Here is a 20,838-nt window from a genome sequence, read left to right on the forward strand (position 1 = left end):
CTTAAATGATCGGCCCTCGACTGACCGCGCAATGCAGATAAAGGTAACGGACGGATTGTTGTTGATGGTTGACCGCTGAAAGCTGACGGCTTGTCGGGTTAGGAGGGAGAGGACTCGGTCACACGAATGATCTCCATGATCGAATGCATCAGATCTTTGGTAATCAAAGGCGTGACATAGTTCCGACCTTCGAGGACTTCCTGAATCGCACAGAGCAGCTCGGACGTCGCTGATCGCTTGAGCAGATACCCAGAGGCGCCGGCTTTGAAGGCTTCCGTAACATACGTCGGGTCGGTATGCATCGTAAGGAAAATAAATTTGACGGTCGGGAGGACCTTTCGAATCTGGCGTGCCGCCTCAATCCCATTGAGCAGCGGCATGGAGATGTCCAGGAGAATGAGATCAGGTTTTGTTTGCTGCGCCGCCTTGACGAGTGCCTCGCCGTCTTCGACTGCGCCGACCAGTTCATAGTCCGGTTCCAGTAGTCGACGAAATCCTTCGAGGACCATGGTGTGATCGTCGGCCAAGAGCAGTCGAGGCTTCCTCATAACGCATCCCCGGTGAGCGGCACGCGTATAAACAGATAGGTTCCCTGATTTGGACGAGAGCGGATCGACATTCGGCCCCCGACCAGGCGGACGCGCTCTTGCATGCTGACGAAGCCAAGACCTTGGAGTTCCTTTCCTTTCGGAGGCGTGAACCCCACGCCGGCATCAAAAATCGACATGTGCAAGGAGTGATCGCATTGGGCCAGTCTGACAACGACGCGGGATGCCTTGGCATGTTTCGCCACATTTCGAAGGGCCTCTTGCGCCACTCGATACAAACACGTCGCCACGGGTTGCGGCATGGTCTCAGGGAGATTCCGTTGCGTGAAGATCGCCTCGATTTCCTCTCGTTTGCCGAATTCCTCGACATGGGATTGTAAGGCAATGGCCAGACCTAAATGATCCAGGATGGAGGGATGGAGTCTGTAGGCTAATTTACGGACATCATCGGAGAGTTCCGCGATCTCATTGCGGATGGCACGCAACCGCTCTCGATTCACCTCGTCTTGCGGCGACCAGCGCCGTTCCGCCGCTTCTGCGTTCATCACCGATACCGCCAGCTTCTGGTTCAGATCGTCATGCAACTCGCAAGAAATGCGGCGACGTTCCTCTTCCTGCACGGTCATGAGGCGGGCCGCGAGCGCCCGGAGCTCTTCCCGATTCTTGTGCAGTTCCACCTCGGCTTGCTTCCGCTCGGCAATCTCACGCACTAATTCAGCATTCAACTTGGTGAGTTCACGTGTCCGTTCGATGACCCGTTGCTCCAGCTGCTCATTCAGTCGATGCAACGCCTCTTCGGCTTGGGTTCGCTGGAGAATTTCTCCCTGGGCGCGGGACAGAGCCGCATCTTTTGCGGCATTGGCTTCGAGCAATTCACGCGTGCGCATTTGGACTTCATGTTCGAGATCCTCGGCGTGCCGAGCAAGTGTGCGGCGTTGCTCCTCCACTTGGCGTCTGAGCTGATAGACCTGTACCGCGCGGCTGAGCGACGCGAGGAAATAGTCCCGATCGATGGGTTTTTGAATGAAATCGTAGGCACCGCCACGCAGAGCTTGCACGGCCAGATCATGTTCTCCATGACCCGTAATCAGTAACGTCGGTGTGTACGGCCGAAGCGACCGGATTTCGTTGAGGAGCGCCAAGCCGTCCATGCCCGGCATTTTGAGATCGGTGATGATGGCATCATAGTCCGTTTCGGCGATGCGCTTGAGCGCATCTCGGGCCGTGTCCGTCGTTTCGACAAGCACGTCCCGCATGCGGGTCCGGACCGCTTCCGGCAAGGCGTGGAGCAAGGCGGGATCATCATCAACGATCAACACCTGCATGCTCATATGTTCACACTTCTGATCATTTCCAAGGACTACAGTCAGCGCCGCCTCCCCCCGTCAGCATAGCGGGAGCTGCCTAGGATCGCCTGTCACCTTCCGGATGGTCCTCCTCGCCGGCAAGCGGCAACTCCAGGACAAATCTGGCGCCCTGACCGTTGGGGCTCTGGACGGAAATGGATCCATGATGATCTTTCAGAATTCCATAGGTAATCGATAAGCCGAGCCCCGTCCCGGCCCCGACGTCCTTGGTGCTGAAGAATGGATCGAAGATACGTTGCTCAAGCCCCGGCGGGATGCCCGGACCGCTATCCTGCACCATCATGGTCACGTGATGATTTTCCACGGTCGATTGCACAAAAATCTGCTTCGCCGGCGCTTTAGAGACGGCGTCGCGGGCATTCGTGAGGAGATTGATAAAGACCTGCTCGAGCTGGATGGCGCTGCCGCACACCATGGGATTGGACGGCGCCAGCTTGAGCTGTACCTCAATCTGATGGAGACGCAATTGTTCCTGAACCAGCGAAACCGCCTGCCTGATGACATCGTTGATCGAGAGCGGTTCACGGCTGACGGGCGCAGCGCGCCCGAATGTTCGAAGATGACTGATAATCGTCGTCGCTTTACGAACTTGCTGCATGGCATTGCGCAGGTCGCGAAGAATCCGCTCAGGCTCGACCTGATTCGCTTCCACGTGGTCCATGATATTTCCGAGGAACAAGCCGATGTTGTTCAACGGGTTATTCAATTCGTGAGCAACCCCCGTCGTGAGTTCGCCGAGCGTGGCCAGCTTGCCGGCATGGACTAACTGCTCCTGTTTTTCACGCAGTTCGTGCTCACGGCGTTGAACCTGTTCCGTAGTGTCACGCAAACTTCCCATAATATGGATCATCGCCTTGCGGCTTTTCTCTAACCGCTCATTGGAATGATGCACATCCTGGAGAATATGAAGGAGGGCACGGCGGGAGTTGTCGAGTCGCACCGCTTGACGGGCTAGCCGACTTCGGTCTTGTTCATGGTCGGCGAGGATATGCAGCATTGCCGCCCGCTGGTCATTCATGCGGCGAGCCACGCCCTGCATGTCATTCAAAATACGAATAAGGGCGCGGCGGCGTTTCTCGCTCTTTTGGAGCCGAGTCTCCAGAGTCTTGACGAGGCATGCGAGTCGACGGTTCTCTTCTTCCAACTCGGAAGTCGCTACTTGCGGGCACTCCATTTACCGCCTCGCATCCTTCCTGAGAGCAGCGCCGCCTTCGAATAAGACCAGGACCATAGGTTACCGCAATCAAGGACGACAATGTGCTGAAAGGTCAATATCTTGGCAGTTTAGACCAAGTGAATTTCACGCTCAATCAGTCGGACACCTACGTATTGTTGGACTACAGCCCTGGAATACTATGTTTCCCTTAACGCTTACGTGCTCGCCGAAGAAGGCCGTGTATCTTTTCCCGGGCCGCATCCCAATTCTATCCGCGACACGCCTTTGACATTGGCACACAAATCTCCAAGCCCCGGGGTTATCAAACGAAAAGGACCGCCTTTACTTGCCGGCACGGGGTCCCCGTCTAGTTGATACACGAGAATGCCGTGCTCTCTGGCCTGTGACAAGGTTAGACATGCGGCAAAGCGGCCATCATGCGCGTGGAATGTAACATGGTCGGCGCCGATGGCGAGTGCGGGAATATCCAAGAGACCGTGCACCCGAATTCCCTGCCCTTTCATGCCGGGATGAAAGGCTCCGACATCGGGAATTTGATAGTCAGCCGGCAATTGCGCGAGAGCATGTCGGTCAAGCATGACGGGTTGAATGACCGCCCCATCGATACGCAATGTTTCCGGTCCACTCTCAACACGCACGGTGATAGCCTTGATGAATCCTGTTAACGCCGAGTTGACCGGCGTCGGAATTCCTAGCTCACGGCCCTTCCGAACGATATAGCCGTTCAGTGAATCGATTTCAGTGGGTCGACCGGCCTTCCAATCATCATACATCGACGTATGGATATCCCGGATTTCTTGCGTCCAGCGCAACACTCTATCCGCGATGTCAGGCGGTAATGGCACATTAAGTCCTGCCGACACGGCGGCGACCTCTTCAACAATCTGATGGATCGTGTCCAAGAGCTCAGGATGCGCGAGTGCAGCCGACACGCGGTCATTGATCACGACCGTCAGCGGATTGAATACACAATTCCAGCACATTTTCTCCCATTTGGTGCGCCGGATATTCTCGGAAAGCTGGCATGGGATCCCTGCTTGCTTGAAGAGATCGGCAATCAGCGGCACGCGGGAACCTGGGTCTCTGTTGAGTTCTCCCACGGCAATGGACCCACGCTTGTAGTGCTCGATGATGCCCGGTTCGAGTATTTTCGAATAGATGTATGCCACGCCGCCTACAATCGACTCAGACTTGAATCGAGCGGCGATACGATCTTCGATATCGATCCCGTTTTGCAGGGTGAGGAGCACGGTCTCTTCGGCCACCACGGGCGCAAGCTGATCCAAAGCGCCATCGAGGTCGTAGGCTTTCATCGTGAGAATAATGAGATCGGGCTTCGGGAGGTCGCCAGGGTCCGATGCTGCGAGAGGATGCACCGTGAAGGTCTCCTTCGCGCTTCGGATCGTCAGGCCACGTGCCTGTACCGCCTTAAGCGTTTTTGGCCTGAGGAGAAATGACACGCGAGAAGGATACTGCTTCGCCAGATGCGCTCCAAAAAACCCGCCGACCGAACCCGCTCCCACCATCATGATCTGCTGCATGCGTTGCTCCTTCGATAGAAACCGAGTATAGCGTGATGGAAATGGTGGCGACAACCTGGCGTATAATGCTCCAATGCGTGGGAATCAGCCGCTCGATGACGTGAAGGATCGGTTAGCGCAGGCCCGCACAGTGACGGTCCTGACCGGATCGGGCATTTCTGCGGATAGCGGCGTTCCCACATTCCGTGGATCCGATGGTCTATGGAAAACCTTCCGAGCAGAAGATCTCGCCACTCCCGAGGCTTTCGATCGCGATCCTCGCCTCGTGTGGGAATGGTACAACTGGCGACGTGAGTTGATTGCCACGAAGCATCCGAATGCGGCTCACGACGCGCTCGTCGAGTTGGAAGGACGGCTTGAGTCACGCTCCGGCCGGTTCCACCTCATTACTCAAAATGTCGACGGCCTGCATCGGGCGGCCGGTTCCCGACGTGTGACAGAGATCCACGGCAACATTTGGCGCGTGCGCTGCACGGGGTGCGGACGCGTGGACGACAATCGTGAGGTCCCCATTCCCATCCTTCCCGCGTGCAATCAATGCCATGCGGTGCTTCGCCCGCACATTGTCTGGTTTGGAGAGGCCTTAGCGGAAGAGGATCTTCGAGAGGCGTCTGAAGCGCTGGAGTCCTGCGACGTCTTCCTGGTCATCGGCACGTCGGGAATGGTCTATCCGGCCGCCTCGTTCGCCCCCGTGGCGAAAGCCGCCGGTGCTTATGTCGTCGAACTGAATCTTGAAACGACTCCGTACAGGAATGTCGTGGATTGCTCATTTCAAGGCCGTGCAAAAGATCTCGTCCCCGCCCTGCTTACATAGCCTCTAACGACGGCGGAGGACTTCTGAGGGTCGGTGATCGCTTTACAAACCAGCGAGCCGGTGAGGGAGGTCTTCCAGGCTGCAGAGGATCAGTGCCTGTTCAGCTTTGGGCGTCTGCAAGAGGGCATGCTCCTCTTCTCGATGGATGAGCGCGGCATGTAGACCGGCCCGGCGGGCGCCTTCCAGGTCGTCCCTCACACTGTCCCCTACATGAATCGCCTCCTGTGGATCGACTGCATGCTTTTCCAGGGCCAGTTGAAAGATTCGCGACGAGGGCTTCGCCACATGTGACAGCGTGGAGATCGTGACGGTATCAAACAATTCAGCCAAGCCGAGTCCGCGCAAGACGGTAAAGAGACGCGAGTCGAAATTCGAGATGACGCCGAGTTCCATGCCCTGCTCTTTCAATCTCTTCAGGACGGACAGGGTTTCCGGATAGAGGGCCCAGTACGCCGGACCTTCGAAGGCGTGAAAGACCTCATCAAAGTATTCATCGAATCCTTCAAACATCCCGACTCGGTAAAAGACATTATGGACGATATCGAACCACCAAAGCCGTTCGCAGCGTTTGATGTCCGTTGGATTGGTGACCGCAAACGCCGGAGGGGGCGCTTCATGGAACGCCCGCTTAAACGCGGCACTCACGGCATTCAGCATGGCGGGAGAAGATGCCACACCGTATTTTTCGGCGTGTCGAAGGTAAATCTCGGCGACCGTGCCCTTCACATGGAAGAGCGTGCCGGCGGCATCAAAGAACACGACTTGAATTCGGCTCATATCAGTTATTTTCTTTCGGTCCGTTCACTGGAGTTGTCTGGACACTCCCCTGAAGTACGCAGACGTTCAATGCCGTCGTGGCAATATCCGAGCGAAAGCCATCGACATTGCCCACAAATATGAGTCAGACTTGCTCCTGTGAGGGATGCCCGGATGCGGTAGAGAATGTCCCCCCATGGCACGCGGTCGCCGACACGTAACCCTAATCGCTCAAGGACGTCGTGATCTTGCGCCTGCATATGTTCCTCTGACTCTTTCCCGTGTAATGAGCAGCCCGTCGGCAACAGATGGGGACAGTCGCCACAGATGGCATCAGGCGCATCCATGATTTCCACCCATTGCAAAGGATCATCATCCAGTCGCTGATGGATGGCCGCCATGTTCTCTACAAACCCCCGACTATATCCCTCCCCGCGAAACCCTTGCAGGCACAGCAGAGTGTGCGCCCTAATTCGAATGGGATCGTTGTGGCGGGGCGACGAGTGCCTCTGGACGACCGGCAGGCTCTTCATATGAACAGAATTGTGGCACTATGACGGGAGCGGGAGCAAGCCTTCAACATTCAGCAGGACAGCATGAAAGATCAGGGGATGAAGCGAGGGAAGGAGCAGACGGCGTTTGGGTTATTTTCGCTTGGTCTTTGTGGCCGCGGCGCGTCGCGTTTTGATGCGGGCCTTCAAGCGCTTAATGTTCTTTGTGTGTTTCCGACGGATCTTCCTGTCTTTCTCACGTCCTCGAGGCATCACATTCCTCCGATCTGAAGATTTCTACACATGAGCCGCGCCTATATAGCACACCTACCTTGCACACACAAGCATGAGGTGCTACACGTCTTTAAGAAACCTTCTGAGAAAGTTAAGTATTAAGGTGAGCAACCGTAAGTACGCACCCACTGTCTAGGATGTTCAAAACGTCCTCGCGGCGCGGCCGCAGCCGAAAGCAACACCGAAGGCGTACCCTTTGGGTACGTTGAGGATGTTGACGAGCCGAGAACAAAGCCGGAGGGGTTTTCAACATCCTGAGCGAATGGTTGAGATGTTCCCCCAATGTCTGGCATATTCACCGCATGGCACTCCGTCAGTTAGAGAAAACATATGATCCCAAGCAGGTGGAAGAGCGATGGTACCAGTTTTGGATCGACAAGAAGTACTTCCACGCCCCGCTTGATCACCCCGGCGAACCGTACACCATTGTTATTCCGCCACCGAATATTACCGGGTCGCTCCATATCGGCCATGCGCTCAACAATACGCTCCAGGATATTCTGATTCGCTGGAGACGCATGCAAGGGAGGAACGCCCTGTGGGTTCCTGGCACGGATCACGCCGGCATCGCCACGCAAAATGTCGTGGAGCGCCAACTCATGGCGGAAGGATCATCCCGTGAAGCCCTGGGTCGCGAGGCGTTCATTACCCGCGTCTGGGATTGGAAAGCGCAATCAGGCGGGACAATCTTACAGCAGCTCAAGCGGCTCGGGGCATCCTGCGACTGGGATCGTTTACGCTTCACCATGGATGAAGGCCTGTCCAAGGCGGTACGCGAGGTCTTCGTTCGTCTCTATGAAGAAGGCCTGATCTATCGTGGAGAACGACTGATCAATTGGTGCCCGCGTTGCCTGACGGCGCTCTCCGATATCGAGGTGGAGCATGACGAGACAAAAGGGAAGCTCTATCACATTCGCTATCCCCTGGCCGACGATCCATCGACATCCTTGACCGTGGCGACCACGCGCCCGGAGACGATCCTCGGTGACACGGCTGTCGCAGTCCATCCTGAAGATCCTCGCTATCACCACTTGATCGGCAAGCGTGTTCGCGTGCCCTTGACGACCCGCGAGATCCCGATTGTCGGTGATTCCCTATTGGTCGATCGCGAATTCGGGACCGGCGCGGTGAAGATCACACCGGCACACGACTTCAACGACTTTCTGGCTGGAGAGCGACATCACTTGCCTCGATTGGCCATTCTAGACGCCCATGCCCGGCTTGATCCGGAGGGTCTGCAGAAGGCGTTGGTTGAGCCGGCCGTTCGTGAGAGCGTGCAAGGATTGCCGGTCAGTAAAGCGCGACCCAAGATCGAGGAGCAACTCCAAACACGGGGGTTTCTCATCAAGGTCGAGGATCACAAGATGGCGTTGGGCAAATGCTATCGGTGCAAAACCGTCGTGGAACCGTATTTGTCCCCGCAATGGTTCGTCAAGATTCAGCCTTTGGCCGATCCGGCCATCAAAGCCGTGGAAGACGGGCGCATTCGGATTATTCCGGAAGGCTGGATGAACAACTATCTTGGCTGGATGCGGGACATCAAGGATTGGTGCATTTCGCGTCAAATCTGGTGGGGCCATCGGATCCCGGCCTGGTACTGCCGTCAGTGCAACGAGGACAGTACCATTCAGACCGCCTCGTCCAGTGGCGGCAAACGATCGTACACTTTCTCCGCCAAGGCCCAACCGATTGTCGCGTTGCGAGCCCCGACGCACTGCCCCGATTGCGGCCAGCATGATTTTATTCAAGAGTCCGACGTGCTGGACACCTGGTTTTCCTCCGCGCTCTGGCCGTTCTCAACGCTTGGGTGGCCGGATCACACTCCTGAGCTCAAGAAGTTTTACCCGACCTCGGCACTGGTCACCGGACTCGACATTCTGTTCTTTTGGGTCGCCCGCATGATCATGATGGGGTTGAAATTCATGGGCGATGTGCCATTCCGAGACGTGTATATTCACGCGCTCGTCCGCGATGCGGAAGGCCAGAAGATGAGCAAGTCGAAGGGTAACGTGATCGACCCGCTCAGCATCATGGGTACATATGGCACCGATGCGTTGCGCTTTACGCTGGCCTCCATGGCGTCGCCGGGACGGGATATCAAGCTGGCGGAAGAGCGCATCGAAGGCTACCGAAATTTTGCCAACAAAATCTGGAACGCGGCGCGTTTCATTCTGATGCATGCCGAGGGAACCCGGGAACCCGGGAGACTGAACGATCGATCGTTTGCGGATCGATGGATCCTCAGTCGTCTGAATCGGACGATACAGGACACCACGGCATCGTTGGAGCAATATCGCTTCGATCACGCTGCCGGCCATCTCTACCAATTCATTTGGCACGAGTACTGTGACTGGTATCTTGAATTGGCGAAACCCGCGCTGCAGGACACAGAGTCTGCCGAGGCACGTCGCACGCGTGCGACACTGATTGAGTCATTCGAAGTCATGCTGCGACTGCTGCACCCATTTATGCCCTTTTTGACTGAAGAGATCTGGCAGGCTCTGCCGCATCAGTCCGGTTCGGACAGCATTATGATTTGCCCCTATCCCTCATCGCAATCCGGGTGGAATGCGAAAGAGATCGAAGAGCAGTTTGCGACTTTTGAACGATTTGTGACCGTGGCGCGAGCCGGGCGCGCCCTCCTCGCCTATCCGCCAGGCGCACGCCTGACGCTATTCGGAACGGCAAAAAATCCACACGAACGCACAAGCCTGGCAGCCTTACTGCCGCATCTCGAGCAGTTGACCCGTGCCACTGTGCAGATCATTCCCCAAGAGAGATGGCCTTCTGAAAAGGTCCTGCGTCTGGTGACCGAAGGATTGACGATTGGAATAGGTGTGGAAGGCGATGTGGACTTGCAGAAAGTGCTCGATCGAATCGTGAAGCAGTCCGCCGAGGCCCTCAAAGAAGTCACGCGACTCGAGGGCAAACTTGCGAATGTTGAATTTGTCGCGAAAGCCCCAGCCGAGGTTGTTGCCGAGCATCGACAACGGATCATCACCCTGACCCACGAGCAATCCATGCTCGCAAGCAGCGAGCAACAGCTTCGAAGTATGCTCTAACCGGCTATGCCCCTGCCACCGATTCAGGAGATTCGCGCCGCCGTTCGTCTTGCGATTGCGGAAGACCTCGCCTTGGGCGATGCGACGACGACCGCCCTCTTTTCCAAATCGATCCGCGGGAAGGGCACGATCGTCGCGCACCAACCTCTAGTGGTCGCCGGTATCGCGGTGGCCCGTGAAGTATTTGCTGCTCTTGATCCAGTGATCAGAATGATCCGAGCCGTTGATGACGGCAATCACGTCGAGACCAATGGCATTGTGCTCGTGGTTGATGGCGATGCACGCAGCCTCTTGATGGCAGAACGGGTTACCCTGAATTTCCTTCAGCGCCTGTCCGGCATCGCAACCTTGACGGCTCGGTTCTGTCAGGCCACCAAAGGATATCCCACTTGCATACTGGACACACGAAAAACGACCCCCGGCCTTCGCGCGCTGGAAAAATGGGCGGTCCGGCTGGGTGGAGGGATGAATCATCGGCATTCGCTTGGCGATGGAATGTTAATCAAAGATAATCATCTGGCACTGTTACGCGCTCGCGGCCAGAGTGTCACGGATGCCTGTCGGCTGGCACGTGAGCGTGGTCGACACGGGCTTCGCATCATTGTGGAGGCGCAATCGCTCGCCGAGGTCCGCGAAGCGCTCAAAGGCACTGCCGACGTCATCCTACTGGACAATATGACTCCGGCTCAGGTCCGCGAAGCGGTCGCCGTGATCAAAGGTCGTGCGCTGATCGAAGTGTCGGGAGGAATTACGCTCGATGTCGCGGGCGAAATGGCGGCGTCCGGTGCCGATTATCTCTCCATCGGTGCCTTAACGCACTCAGCCCCTGCAGCCAATTTGAGTATGGACATTGTGGCCGCCGGCCGATCCCGCAAGGCCGCGAGGCGCTAGATGTCATCGGTCAACGCCTTCGAGCCCGTAACGTCCCATGCTCTCACAAAGGCGCTCTGCACCAACACACTGGGGCGTTCCCTACATATTCTCGAGCACACGTCGTCGACGAACAGTACCGCCTTGACCCTGGCTCAGGACGGTGCACCGGATGGAACGGTGGTCGTCGCAGAAACCCAAACGTTAGGAAGAGGCCGCCTGGGACGTCCATGGTATTCACCACCGGGCAAGAATCTCTATTGCTCTATTGTGCTCAAGCGTTCGATGTCGCCGAAGCTCATCTCACAATGGCTGTCCTGGGTCCCGCTTCTGTCGGCTGTCGCGGTGGCGCGCGCAATTCAAGTCATCTCGGCGTTACGGCCTTCATTGAAATGGCCGAATGACATTCTGTTGGAGCACCGCAAAGTGGGAGGACTGCTCTGTGAGAGCAGCGGGACAGGAACGGCAAACGCCTGTGTCATCGTGGGAATCGGCCTGAACGTCAATATGTGGCGCGACACCTTTCCAGAAGATTTGCGCGATCTCGCCACCTCGCTTGCGGCGGAAGCCGGACGACCATTCGATCGCGCAGTCCTCTTGGCGACGCTGCTTTCTGAACTTGAGCTCCGTTATGATGCCTTTTCGTCGGGCGCCGGTTTGGATATTAAGCGCGAATATGAACTGCGGTGTGCGAGCATCGGACAGCGTGTGCGCGTCGACATGGCGAATGGAGAATGTCTCGAGGGACAGGCTGATTCGATCGGCGACGACGGTTCCCTTCGAGTGCTGGTCGAACGTTCCCGAGACGAATCGCAATGCGGGACCCTCGTCGCCATTCGGGCCGGCGACGTGACGCATCTTCGGCCGATCCGGGAGTCCGCCTAGGGGGACCGATCATGCTCATTGCGGTCGATATCGGAAATTCAAATATTGTCTGGGGTCTCTACGAGCACCAGGTGCTGAAAGGGCACTGGCGTCTTGCGACGGACGCCTTCAAAACGTCTGACGAATATGGCCTGCTGTTTCGCGGGCTGCTGGAAACGGAAGGCCTCCAAACCTCTCATATCACCGGAGCGATTGTATCGAGCGTCGTGCCTTCGCTGACGCATACCTTCGAAGAAATGATCGAAGCCTATTTTCATCACTTGCCCTTGGTTGTGTCGACCGAACTCGATCTTGGGCTAAAAGTCCTGTATCCCAATCCCCATGAAATCGGCAGCGACCGGCTCGTGAACGCGGTGGCGGCTTATGCGCATTATCGCACCAGCCTCATCATCGTTGATTTCGGTACCGCCACCACCTTTTGTGCCGTCACACAGGGAGGAGAGTATTTGGGTGGTGCGATCGCACCAGGACTCGGGATTGCCGCCGATGCTCTCTTCTCTCGGACAGCGAAGCTCCCTAAGATTGAACTGGCTCGTCCCAAGACTGTTATTGGAAAAGATACAGTGGGGAGCATGCAATCGGGCCTCATCTTCGGTTATGCAGGCCTTGTCGACGAGGTCGTGTCGCGTATGCAGACAGAACTGGCCCAAAAAGCCAAAGTCATAGCGACCGGTGGTCTCGTTGGCCTTATTGCGCCGGAATCACGAACAATTCAGGAAGTCCGACCCTATCTGACGCTGGAAGGGCTTGAACTGCTCTATCGCCGCACTCGGGGCGAGGCCTGAGGATAGCGCACCATAACTAATATTGTGGATTTTCCAAACAAAAAACAATGATGCGGGTTGACTTTAGTATGCCGGTGGCTATCTGCGGTCGGTAGGAAGGGAGTCCCGTGAACGAAGAAGATAAAAACATGCAATCAAACAGCGACTTAGAAGACGGCACGGCCGGACTGTCGGACTGCAGCGACCTCGAGAAGACATTAGCAGCGAAGGACGAGGAAGTGAAGAGTCTCAATGAGCGGTACTTGCGTCTCGCCGCTGAATTTGAAAATTATAAGCGTCTGGCCCAGCGTGATCAACGTGACCAAGCGAAGTTTGCCAACGAGACCCTGCTGAAAGACCTAATTCCTATTTTGGACAACCTTCAACGCGCGGTCGATTTTTCAAAGTCATCGGCAGGCTCTGATCAGCTCACCCAAGGCGTTCAACTGACACTGAAACAATTTCTCGAAACCCTGTCAAAATTCGGTGTCAAGCAGGTTACCAGTGTAGGGCAACCATTCGATCCCGCTCGGCATGAAGCTGTCGCGACAATAGAGTCCGGCGAACAACCGGAAAACACTGTGATACAAGAACATCAACCAGGCTACCTGCTGCACGACCGCATCGTGCGACCAGCAATGGTCACCGTTGCTGCTGCCCCGAGAGAGGAAGGAGAGCACCATGGGTAAAGTGATCGGAATCGATTTAGGAACCACCAATTCGTGCGTCGCAGTCATGAGCGGAGGAGAGCCCGTCGTCATTGCCAATGCCGAAGGGAGCCGGACGACACCGTCCGTCGTCGCTATTACCGATAAGGGAGAGCGCCTCGTCGGTCAAATTGCCAAACGGCAGGCCATTACCAATCCTGAAAATACGATTTTTTCCGTGAAGCGGCTGATGGGCCGGAAGTTTAACAGCAAACAGGTCCAAGACGCGATCAAGCGCCTCCCATACAAGATTGTCGAGGCCCCGAACGGTGATGCGCACGTCGAGATCCGCGGCAAGCACTATAGTCCTCCCGAAGTCTCGGCGATGATTTTGCAAAAAATGAGGCAAACAGCCGAGGATTATCTCGGCGAAAAAGTCACGGAAGCTGTCATCACCGTCCCGGCATATTTCGACGACAGCCAACGGCAAGCCACGAAGGATGCCGGGCAAATTGCCGGCCTGAACGTTTTGCGCATTATCAATGAACCCACAGCCGCGTCACTGGCGTATGGGTTGGATAAGAAAAAAGACGAGCGGATCGCCGTGTATGACCTTGGCGGAGGAACGTTCGACGTGTCGGTCCTCGAAATCGGCGAAGGCGTCTTCGAAGTCAAATCAACCAACGGAGATACGTTCCTGGGCGGCGATGACTTCGACCAGCGTGTGATGGATTGGTTGGTGGACGAATTTAAGAAGGATCAGGGCATCGATCTGCGCAAGGATCGTATGGCCCTGCAGCGGTTGAAGGAAGCGGCCGAGCGGGCAAAAATTGAATTGTCTTCCGCACAGGAAAGCGAAATTAACCTGCCCTTTATCACGGCCGATGCCAGCGGCCCCAAGCACTTGGTCATCAAGCTCACCCGAGCGAAGCTGGAACAGTTGGTCGACGACCTGGTGCAGCGCACCATCGACCCATGCAAAAAAGCCCTGTCCGATGCCAGCGTCAATGCGCGCGACATCCATGAAGTCGTGCTGGTCGGCGGGATGACTCGGATGCCCAAAGTCATTCAGGCGGTCCGCGACTTCTTCGGAAAGGACCCCCATAAGGGCGTGAATCCCGATGAAGTAGTGGCGATCGGCGCGGCCGTTCAAGGCGGCGTTCTGAAGGGCGACGTGAAGGACGTCCTGCTCTTGGACGTCACGCCCCTGACACTCGGCATCGAGACCTTAGGCGGAGTGTTCACTCATCTCATCGAACGCAACACAACGGTCCCCACGAAGAAGAGCCAGATCTTCTCGACCGCCGCCGACAATCAAACCGCGGTCACGATCCGGGTCTTTCAAGGCGAGCGAGAGATGGCCAATGATAATAAACTACTCGGCCAGTTTGATCTGGTTGGCATTCCACCGGCGCCCCGCGGCATGCCTCAGGTCGAGGTCACCTTCGACATCGATGCCAACGGGATCGTGCACGTGTCGGCAAAGGATCTCGGAACGCAGAAAGAGCAATCGATCAAGATCACGGCATCCAGCGGGCTCAGCAAAGATGAAATCGACAAGATGGTGAAGGATGCACAGGCCCACACCGACGAAGATAAAAAGCGACGTCGGTTGGCTGAAGCTCGCAATCAGGCCGACACCATGATTTATACGACCGAGAAAAACCTTGGTGAGCATGGCGACAAGATCGGAGAGGACGAGAAGGCGAAAATCACCGAAGCGATCGCCGCGACCCGCAAGGCGATGGAAGGTGACGACCCCGCGGCCGTCGAATCCGCCGTGCAAGCCCTCACCACGGCATCGCATAAATTGGCTGAAGAAATGTACAAGAAGGCGTCAGGTGCAGGCGGCGCCGAGGCTTCAGCGGGACCTGGCGCGGGCTCGGATAGCGGTCAGGGCAATGGCGGAGGAAAATCAGACGACAAAGTCGTCGATGCGGAATTTGAAGAAGTAGACAAAGACAAAAAGTAATGTACAATAGCGGACACAACGCCGGGTCATGTCAACGCATGATCCGGCGTTTGTGCACCTTCACTTCACTATGGCTCACGTGACAAAACGAGATTACTACGAAACACTCGGAGTAGAACGGAACGCCTCCGAGGACGAGATCAAGAAGGCGTTTCGCAAGTTGGCGCGCCAACACCACCCTGACTTGCACACCGGAGATCAGCAGAAGAAAGTCTCCGAAGAAAAGTTCAAGGAGATCAACGAAGCGTATGAAGTCCTGAGCGATCAGGACAAGCGCCGACGCTACGATACGTTCGGCCATGCCGGCGGTGGGCAAGGGTTCGGTGGCGAAGGCTTCGACCCACGGGGCGGATTTGGAGATATTTTCAACGACATTTTCGATGATTTCTTCGGTCAAGGCACCCGCGGCGGTCAGCGGCCGGAGCGCGGATCCGATCTCCAATACAACCTAGAATTGTCCTTCGAAGAGGCGGTCTACGGTAAAGAGGCGAAGCTCAAGATCCCGCGATGGGAAGTCTGTGACGACTGTCATGGCACGGGAGCGAAGACCGCGTCGGCGCTCAAGGTGTGCCCGACATGCAAGGGGGCCGGGCAACTGCGTTTCCAGCAGGGCTTTTTCAGCATCAGCCGTCCGTGTAGTCAATGTGAAGGCGCGGGTCAGATTATTTCGGATCCGTGCCCGACATGCCGCGGCCGCAAGCGGGTCTATCGCGAACGAACCCTGTCCGTGAACATTCCTGCCGGGATCGAAACCGGCATGCGCCTTCGGCTGTCCAACGAAGGTGAACATGGTCTTAACGGCGGCCCTCCCGGAGATCTGTTCGTGGCGGTCACAACAAAGCCCCATCCCATCTTCACGCGAAAAAATACAGACCTGTTGTGCGAAATACAGGTGCCATTCGTGACCGCGACGCTTGGTGGAAAAGTCGAGATTCCGACGTTGCAAGGCAACACCATCATCAAGATTCCCGCGGGAACGCAGCCGGATAAGAGTCTTCGACTGAAAGGGCTTGGTGTGCCGAGTCTCAAGGGGCAGCAAACGGGCGATCAAGTCATCAAAGTTAAAATCCAGATCCCCACCAAGCTGTCGGCCAAACAAAAAGAGCTTCTCACCGAATTTGCCAAGGAGAGCGGTGTCTCACTCGACACCGAGGGGGACGGGTTTTTTGATAAGATGAAGACATTTTTCGAGTAGTCCCCTGCCCTTCACTTCCCACTCCTTATGCCGGTCTTCTTTATTGCCGAACCCCATATCGTCCAAGACACACTGACGATCACCGGCCCGCTCCTGGACCATTTACGAAAAAGCCTTCGTGTCACTGTCGGGGAAAAGCTCTGGGTCGGCGATCATCATCGAAGGCGCTATTTCATTCAAGTCACGACGATGACCCCACGAGAATTGCAGGGGCACGTCCTCGAAGAGCGAGAAGGCCCCCCGCTTCGGCATCCAAAGATCATACTCGCGCAGGCGATTTTGAAGGGCGACCGAATGGATTGGGCGATTCAAAAGGCGACAGAGTTGGGTGTCGCGTCGCTTGTGCCCATCATCTCGGAACGTGTGATCGCCCGTCCTCGTACCGAGCGACTTGGTCCGCAACGGGAGCGATGGCAACGAATCGCCTTTGAGGCCGCTCAACAGGCGGAGCGGTGGGAAGTGCCGGAGGTACAGGCACCCACTGAGTTAATACCGTGGCTACGTTCGGCGTCTGGAGCGGTGAAAGTGATCTTAAGCGAACGTTCGGAAGGCGGCAGTCTCGATTCGGTCAATTGGCCTAAAGATGCGGACAGCCTTATTCTCTTGTTGATCGGGCCGGAAGGCGGCTGGAGTGCCGCTGAGCGGGAGGTGGCATATGGGTCTGGGTTTACATCGGCCAGCTTAGGCGTACGGATTCTTCGGGCCGAGACGGCAGCGCTGGCTGCAGTGGCGATCATTCAAAGTCGGCTCGGGGAATTGGGGTAAGGGTAAAAAGCCTTCAGCGGTCAGCCATCAGCTGAACAATCAAGGCAAGAAGGGGTTATTTTCTCCAAGCTTGAAAAGGCTGAGAGCTGAATGCCGGTGGCTGATCGCTTCCTTTATGGCGTCGCGATATGCATGATCGTTCCGCGTTCCCCGCTTGCCCATCCATGAGCGGGATCCGGAAACGTAAGCCCGTAGAGGGATTGTGTGGTCTTCTTGTCTTCCGCAAACCAGGAAAATCCTGCATCCGTCGTCCGATAAATCGCCCCATGTTCGCCCACGACCCATCCTGATTTTGGATCGGTAAAGCGCACACGAAGCAAATCCGTCAATCGTGAACATGTACGAAGACACGGCAGTGTTCGGTCGATCCATCGACCGCCCCCGTCCTGAGTCTGAAACATGGCACCGGCGTTCCCAACGGCCCACGCATCAGATGGGCTCGTAAAGACAATGTCGAAAAACGTGCCTGAGCTGCGGATGTCCTGGGGCGTCCACGCTTTGCCACCGTCCTCCGTCAGTAAAATTGTACCGAGCGCTCCAGCCACTCCTCCATGGTCCTGGTCGACGAAGTGGACGGCATAGAGAATGGCATTCGTTCCGCTTGGCTGATCGTTCCAATGTGCGCCGCCATCCTCGGTGTGCAGGATCGTGCCACCGCCGCCCACGACCCAGCCGACGGATCCATTCAAGAAATAGACGCCATAGAGGGGTGATTGAGTCCCACTGACTTGCGGGACCCACTTCTCGCCTCCATCTTTGGAATGCAGAATTGTCCCATTCGATCCCACGACCCAGCCGTGCTTCGCGTCGGCAAAAAATACGCTCGTCATCAGCATGCGTGTGCCACTTTGCACGGGTTTCCATCGTTTGCCGCCATCGGTTGTTTTCAAAATGGCCCCGCCGGAACCCACTGCCCAACCTAGGTGAACGTCCTTAAAGTGTATGCCCATCAGAGTGACTTCGGTGCCGCTCTTCTGAACTACTTGCGTGAGGTGAGGTTCAGCGGCATGGACTGTAGATGATATCGCGAAGACCACCGCCAACAGAAAGATCGATTTCTTCAGGGCTGTCATCATAATTGCCACATAGCCTATTGCGACCCGCCTGCTTCCTGGCGCATATCCTTGAAAAATCGCTGATCCGGCAATCCTGTCTGCTGAACCGTGAAGGTCCCAGCTTCGGCCGTCACCCACCGCTTCGGCGTACAGCAAGATCCGTCGGCCAGGAGATCCCATGATCCACGGCGAACGATCAATGGGCCGGTCGAAACGTCCGTATTGAATTCCCCGGCTCTGCCGATCCCGAACGCGAGGCGATGCGGCACTTGGACTTTGATTTCCGTATCGGACCACGAGACGACAATCGCAGCTACACTATTAAAGAGCACTTCGGTCCGCGAGACATTCTCACCGAGTTCATATGGCAGATAATCGTGGCCCTTTTCGTTCAATCCAGGCTGGGTCGCTTCCGTCGTTTTTAGGAAATTCCCGAACCCCGATCCTTTAATCGTCACAATGTCATCCAGCCCGGCGGCAGTCGGGCTATACGACTCGACTTTGGGGGTGACAAGCGTGAAAGTTCCCGCCTCCGTCGTGACCAGTCCCTTTTCGGCACAACAGGATCCGTCAGGCTTCGGGGTGTTTCCTCCCCGCTTCACCACCACCGGTCCATCTTTCGCGCTGAAGGGCACCCACACGTCAATCTTGTCGTGATGCCATCGGTAAATGATTCCCGGCACGCCACCGAATTCCACGGCATTGTCGCCTTTGTTGAAGTCGGAAAAGGCAAACGGGGTTGAGCCGCTCTCTGAATAGAAACCAAAATTCTCGCCGGTTATCCGCACGAGGCTGCCGATAGGCGCGCTCACGGGTGTGAGTCCGGTGGCTTTCGGAACCGTGACGGTGAAATTGCCCAGTTCCCGAGCTTTATCTTTGAGTTTCAAGGTCAGGGGACCGGTTGTCGCATGCAGCGGCACGTGCGTCACGATCATGCCATCGGTCCACTGCGCGATCGTCCCAGGCTGGCCGTTAAATTCTACGGCACTCTCCGGGGTCTTCGTAGCGCCAAACCCCTTACCGAATAGGACGACTTTCGTTCCTACCGGTCCGATGGGTGGATCGACGCGAATGGAGGGGATGACGTTCAGGGCGATGGTATTACTAGTGCTATATTCGACTGGAGCACAGCAGGACCCGTCAGGCAACGGATCGGAAGAGGCCAGTCTGACAACGACGTCGCCGGACGATGCATTACCGGGCACTTCGACCTCGATCTTGTCGTTGCGCCACTTGCGCACTTTTGCCGGGACTCCGCTGATGAGGACATCATTCACCCCAAACATTGTATTAGGATCTTTCGAGCCCGCTGTATTGGTAAAGTTAGTGCCTGTGATCTGTAGAAGCGCGCCGGGTTCCACCTCTGTCGGCGCAACGGCTTGAACAGTCGGCTTCTGAACGGTGAAGGTCCCAACGGTCGTTTTTTTCTTGCCCCGAACAACTTCAACGGGACCGTTCGACGCTCGTAGTGGTACCTTCACCACAATAAGATCAGGATCCCATCGTTGGATCAACGCGGGGGTGCCGCGGAACAGCACCCGGTTCTCCTGCGCGGAACGGAACTGCCCGAATCCCTTTCCCGCAATGCTGACAACGGCACCTGGCGGGGCAGCATCAGGGACGACACTGCTCTCAGCCCAAGCGGACGTCGTAACGCCGGTGAGCGGAGCAAGAACTGCACAGAACAATATGAACCACATGAAGCCACTCCTCAGATCGCGTTGTGCACCACTATTCATGATGACCAGGCGTGAAAATCCTTTGCCCGGCGGAGGCGCAATAGAGCGGGCAATCAGCAGATTGTAGGACGCCGTGCACTATAACAAGCAGGTTTTTTGGCTGTCAAGGCGAAGTCGCCGGAGGATTCAGGAGTCACGTATATTGAAGTGATCAAATTCACGGCCCGAGTAGCCTGTCCGACGGCGGTGGCATCCTTCGATTAGGGCCCACGGTCTGGGCGACGTGTCGCCAAAGCGCCTTGATCTGATGTGAGCGAAGTCGTTTCCATACACACACAATCCGATCTCACGACCACAAAAAGCACCTTCGGCATTCCATGCACGATGAGGTTTGTGTTTCGCATAAAGATATCGAAGCCATGCATGTACTCGAGCCCAGGCCAACATAGGGGACAATGTGCAGTCCTGGTCGATCTCCTCCTCGCCGATACGGCTCGGACACGGAGGGCGCCTCGTCCACTGCGCCTAATCAATACCGCCATGAACACGCCGGTTTTGGGAACCATTCGGGCGGCAACAAACTCTTTTGTCACGTCGTCGACGTATAACGACGCGTACAGCCTTCAGATGTATGAGGATCATGGCATTGCGACCATACGTGCGGAGGGATCCAAATCAGAGGACGGAAATCAGGGCAGGAATGTCCTCTGGATAAACACGCTGTTCGCAAACCCGTATGGGCAAGAATGACACTGCGATGGACCTGCGCCGCCTGACACACCCATACACATGTATGGGCCGACCAGATGATGTTTTAAGGTGCAAGAGCAGTACTGAGGGGGCGGCTGTCACCCCGCTCTTCGGCTTGAACTCAATACAGCGGACGCCTGATGCATACCACTCGCATTGGTAGATACAATCGCCTCGGAATCTCTCGTCAAACAAGAGAGCAACGG

Annotated in this window: 18 protein-coding genes; 10 read left to right on the forward strand and 8 right to left on the reverse strand. The window is 56.3% G+C overall.

Features of this window, described 5'->3' with window-relative positions:
* Window positions 1-98 precede the first annotated feature (98 nt).
* The 4 genes from ACWHYZ_RS14475 to ACWHYZ_RS14490 form a co-directional block, all read right to left on the reverse strand.
* On the reverse strand, window positions 99-548 hold the full coding sequence (locus ACWHYZ_RS14475; protein ID WP_447983384.1) for a response regulator: 450 nt from the start codon (window positions 546-548) through the stop codon (window positions 99-101).
* The gene (locus ACWHYZ_RS14480; protein WP_447983385.1) at window positions 545-1,879 is read right to left on the reverse strand and encodes a response regulator; all 1,335 of its coding nucleotides are present in this window, start codon (window positions 1,877-1,879) and stop codon (window positions 545-547) included. The genes ACWHYZ_RS14475 and ACWHYZ_RS14480 overlap by 4 nt, the downstream gene beginning before the upstream one ends.
* Window positions 1,880-1,952: 73 nt before the next feature.
* Window positions 1,953-3,089 (reverse strand): sensor histidine kinase, encoded by a 1,137-nt coding sequence (locus ACWHYZ_RS14485; RefSeq protein ID WP_447983386.1) that lies wholly within the window; start codon window positions 3,087-3,089, stop codon window positions 1,953-1,955.
* A gap of 197 nt (window positions 3,090-3,286) precedes the next feature.
* On the reverse strand, window positions 3,287-4,633 hold the full coding sequence (locus tag ACWHYZ_RS14490; RefSeq protein ID WP_447983387.1) for a 2-dehydropantoate 2-reductase: 1,347 nt from the start codon (window positions 4,631-4,633) through the stop codon (window positions 3,287-3,289).
* A gap of 73 nt (window positions 4,634-4,706) precedes the next feature.
* On the opposite strand from ACWHYZ_RS14490, the gene ACWHYZ_RS14495 reads away from it, so the two are divergent.
* Window positions 4,707-5,447 carry an SIR2 family NAD-dependent protein deacylase gene (locus ACWHYZ_RS14495; RefSeq protein ID WP_447983388.1) on the forward strand — a complete coding sequence of 247 codons (741 nt, stop codon included), beginning with the start codon at window positions 4,707-4,709 and terminating at the stop codon, window positions 5,445-5,447.
* A gap of 42 nt (window positions 5,448-5,489) precedes the next feature.
* Here the strand turns inward: ACWHYZ_RS14495 and ACWHYZ_RS14500 are convergent, their stop codons facing one another.
* Together ACWHYZ_RS14500 and ACWHYZ_RS14505 are read right to left on the reverse strand one after the other, a co-directional pair.
* A complete protein-coding gene (locus tag ACWHYZ_RS14500; RefSeq protein WP_447983389.1) occupies window positions 5,490-6,224 on the reverse strand; it encodes an HAD-IA family hydrolase in 735 nt (244 codons plus the stop codon).
* A gap of 5 nt (window positions 6,225-6,229) precedes the next feature.
* Entirely contained in the window at window positions 6,230-6,736 is a 507-nt protein-coding gene (locus ACWHYZ_RS14505; protein ID WP_447983390.1) for a DUF1284 domain-containing protein, read from the reverse strand.
* A 63-nt stretch (window positions 6,737-6,799) separates the two neighbouring features.
* Between ACWHYZ_RS14505 and ACWHYZ_RS14510 the strand changes: the two genes are divergently transcribed.
* The 9 genes from ACWHYZ_RS14510 to ACWHYZ_RS14550 all read left to right on the forward strand — a co-directional run bounded on the left by ACWHYZ_RS14510 (window position 6,800) and on the right by ACWHYZ_RS14550 (window position 17,148).
* Window positions 6,800-6,985, forward strand: coding sequence for a hypothetical protein (locus tag ACWHYZ_RS14510; RefSeq protein ID WP_447983391.1), 186 nt, complete (start codon window positions 6,800-6,802; stop codon window positions 6,983-6,985).
* Between the two features lie 305 nt (window positions 6,986-7,290).
* Window positions 7,291-10,050 carry a valine--tRNA ligase gene (locus ACWHYZ_RS14515; RefSeq protein WP_447983392.1) on the forward strand — a complete coding sequence of 920 codons (2,760 nt, stop codon included), beginning with the start codon at window positions 7,291-7,293 and terminating at the stop codon, window positions 10,048-10,050.
* A gap of 6 nt (window positions 10,051-10,056) precedes the next feature.
* Window positions 10,057-10,941, forward strand: coding sequence for a carboxylating nicotinate-nucleotide diphosphorylase (gene nadC, locus ACWHYZ_RS14520; protein ID WP_447983393.1), 885 nt, complete (start codon window positions 10,057-10,059; stop codon window positions 10,939-10,941).
* Window positions 10,942-11,805 (forward strand): biotin--[acetyl-CoA-carboxylase] ligase, encoded by an 864-nt coding sequence (locus tag ACWHYZ_RS14525; RefSeq protein WP_447983394.1) that lies wholly within the window; start codon window positions 10,942-10,944, stop codon window positions 11,803-11,805.
* Window positions 11,806-11,816: 11 nt separating this feature from the next.
* A complete protein-coding gene (locus tag ACWHYZ_RS14530; RefSeq protein ID WP_447983395.1) occupies window positions 11,817-12,590 on the forward strand; it encodes a type III pantothenate kinase in 774 nt (257 codons plus the stop codon).
* Window positions 12,591-12,697: 107 nt separating this feature from the next.
* Complete coding sequence (grpE, locus tag ACWHYZ_RS14535) at window positions 12,698-13,258, forward strand: nucleotide exchange factor GrpE (RefSeq protein WP_447983396.1); 561 nt, start codon at window positions 12,698-12,700, stop codon at window positions 13,256-13,258.
* Window positions 13,251-15,188, forward strand: coding sequence for a molecular chaperone DnaK (gene dnaK, locus ACWHYZ_RS14540; RefSeq protein ID WP_447983397.1), 1,938 nt, complete (start codon window positions 13,251-13,253; stop codon window positions 15,186-15,188). The genes grpE and dnaK overlap by 8 nt, the downstream gene beginning before the upstream one ends.
* 70 nt (window positions 15,189-15,258) lie before the next feature.
* On the forward strand, window positions 15,259-16,383 hold the full coding sequence (gene dnaJ, locus ACWHYZ_RS14545; protein WP_447983398.1) for a molecular chaperone DnaJ: 1,125 nt from the start codon (window positions 15,259-15,261) through the stop codon (window positions 16,381-16,383).
* A 27-nt stretch (window positions 16,384-16,410) separates the two neighbouring features.
* Window positions 16,411-17,148 (forward strand): RsmE family RNA methyltransferase, encoded by a 738-nt coding sequence (locus ACWHYZ_RS14550; protein WP_447983399.1) that lies wholly within the window; start codon window positions 16,411-16,413, stop codon window positions 17,146-17,148.
* Between the two features lie 113 nt (window positions 17,149-17,261).
* Here the strand turns inward: ACWHYZ_RS14550 and ACWHYZ_RS14555 are convergent, their stop codons facing one another.
* On the reverse strand, window positions 17,262-18,224 hold the full coding sequence (locus ACWHYZ_RS14555) for a WD40/YVTN/BNR-like repeat-containing protein (RefSeq protein ID WP_447983400.1): 963 nt from the start codon (window positions 18,222-18,224) through the stop codon (window positions 17,262-17,264).
* A gap of 14 nt (window positions 18,225-18,238) precedes the next feature.
* Complete coding sequence (locus tag ACWHYZ_RS14560) at window positions 18,239-19,903, reverse strand: IPT/TIG domain-containing protein (protein ID WP_447983401.1); 1,665 nt, start codon at window positions 19,901-19,903, stop codon at window positions 18,239-18,241.
* Between the last annotated feature and the right edge of the window lie 935 nt (window positions 19,904-20,838).

Source organism: Nitrospira sp. Nam74 (genome assembly GCF_965152615.1).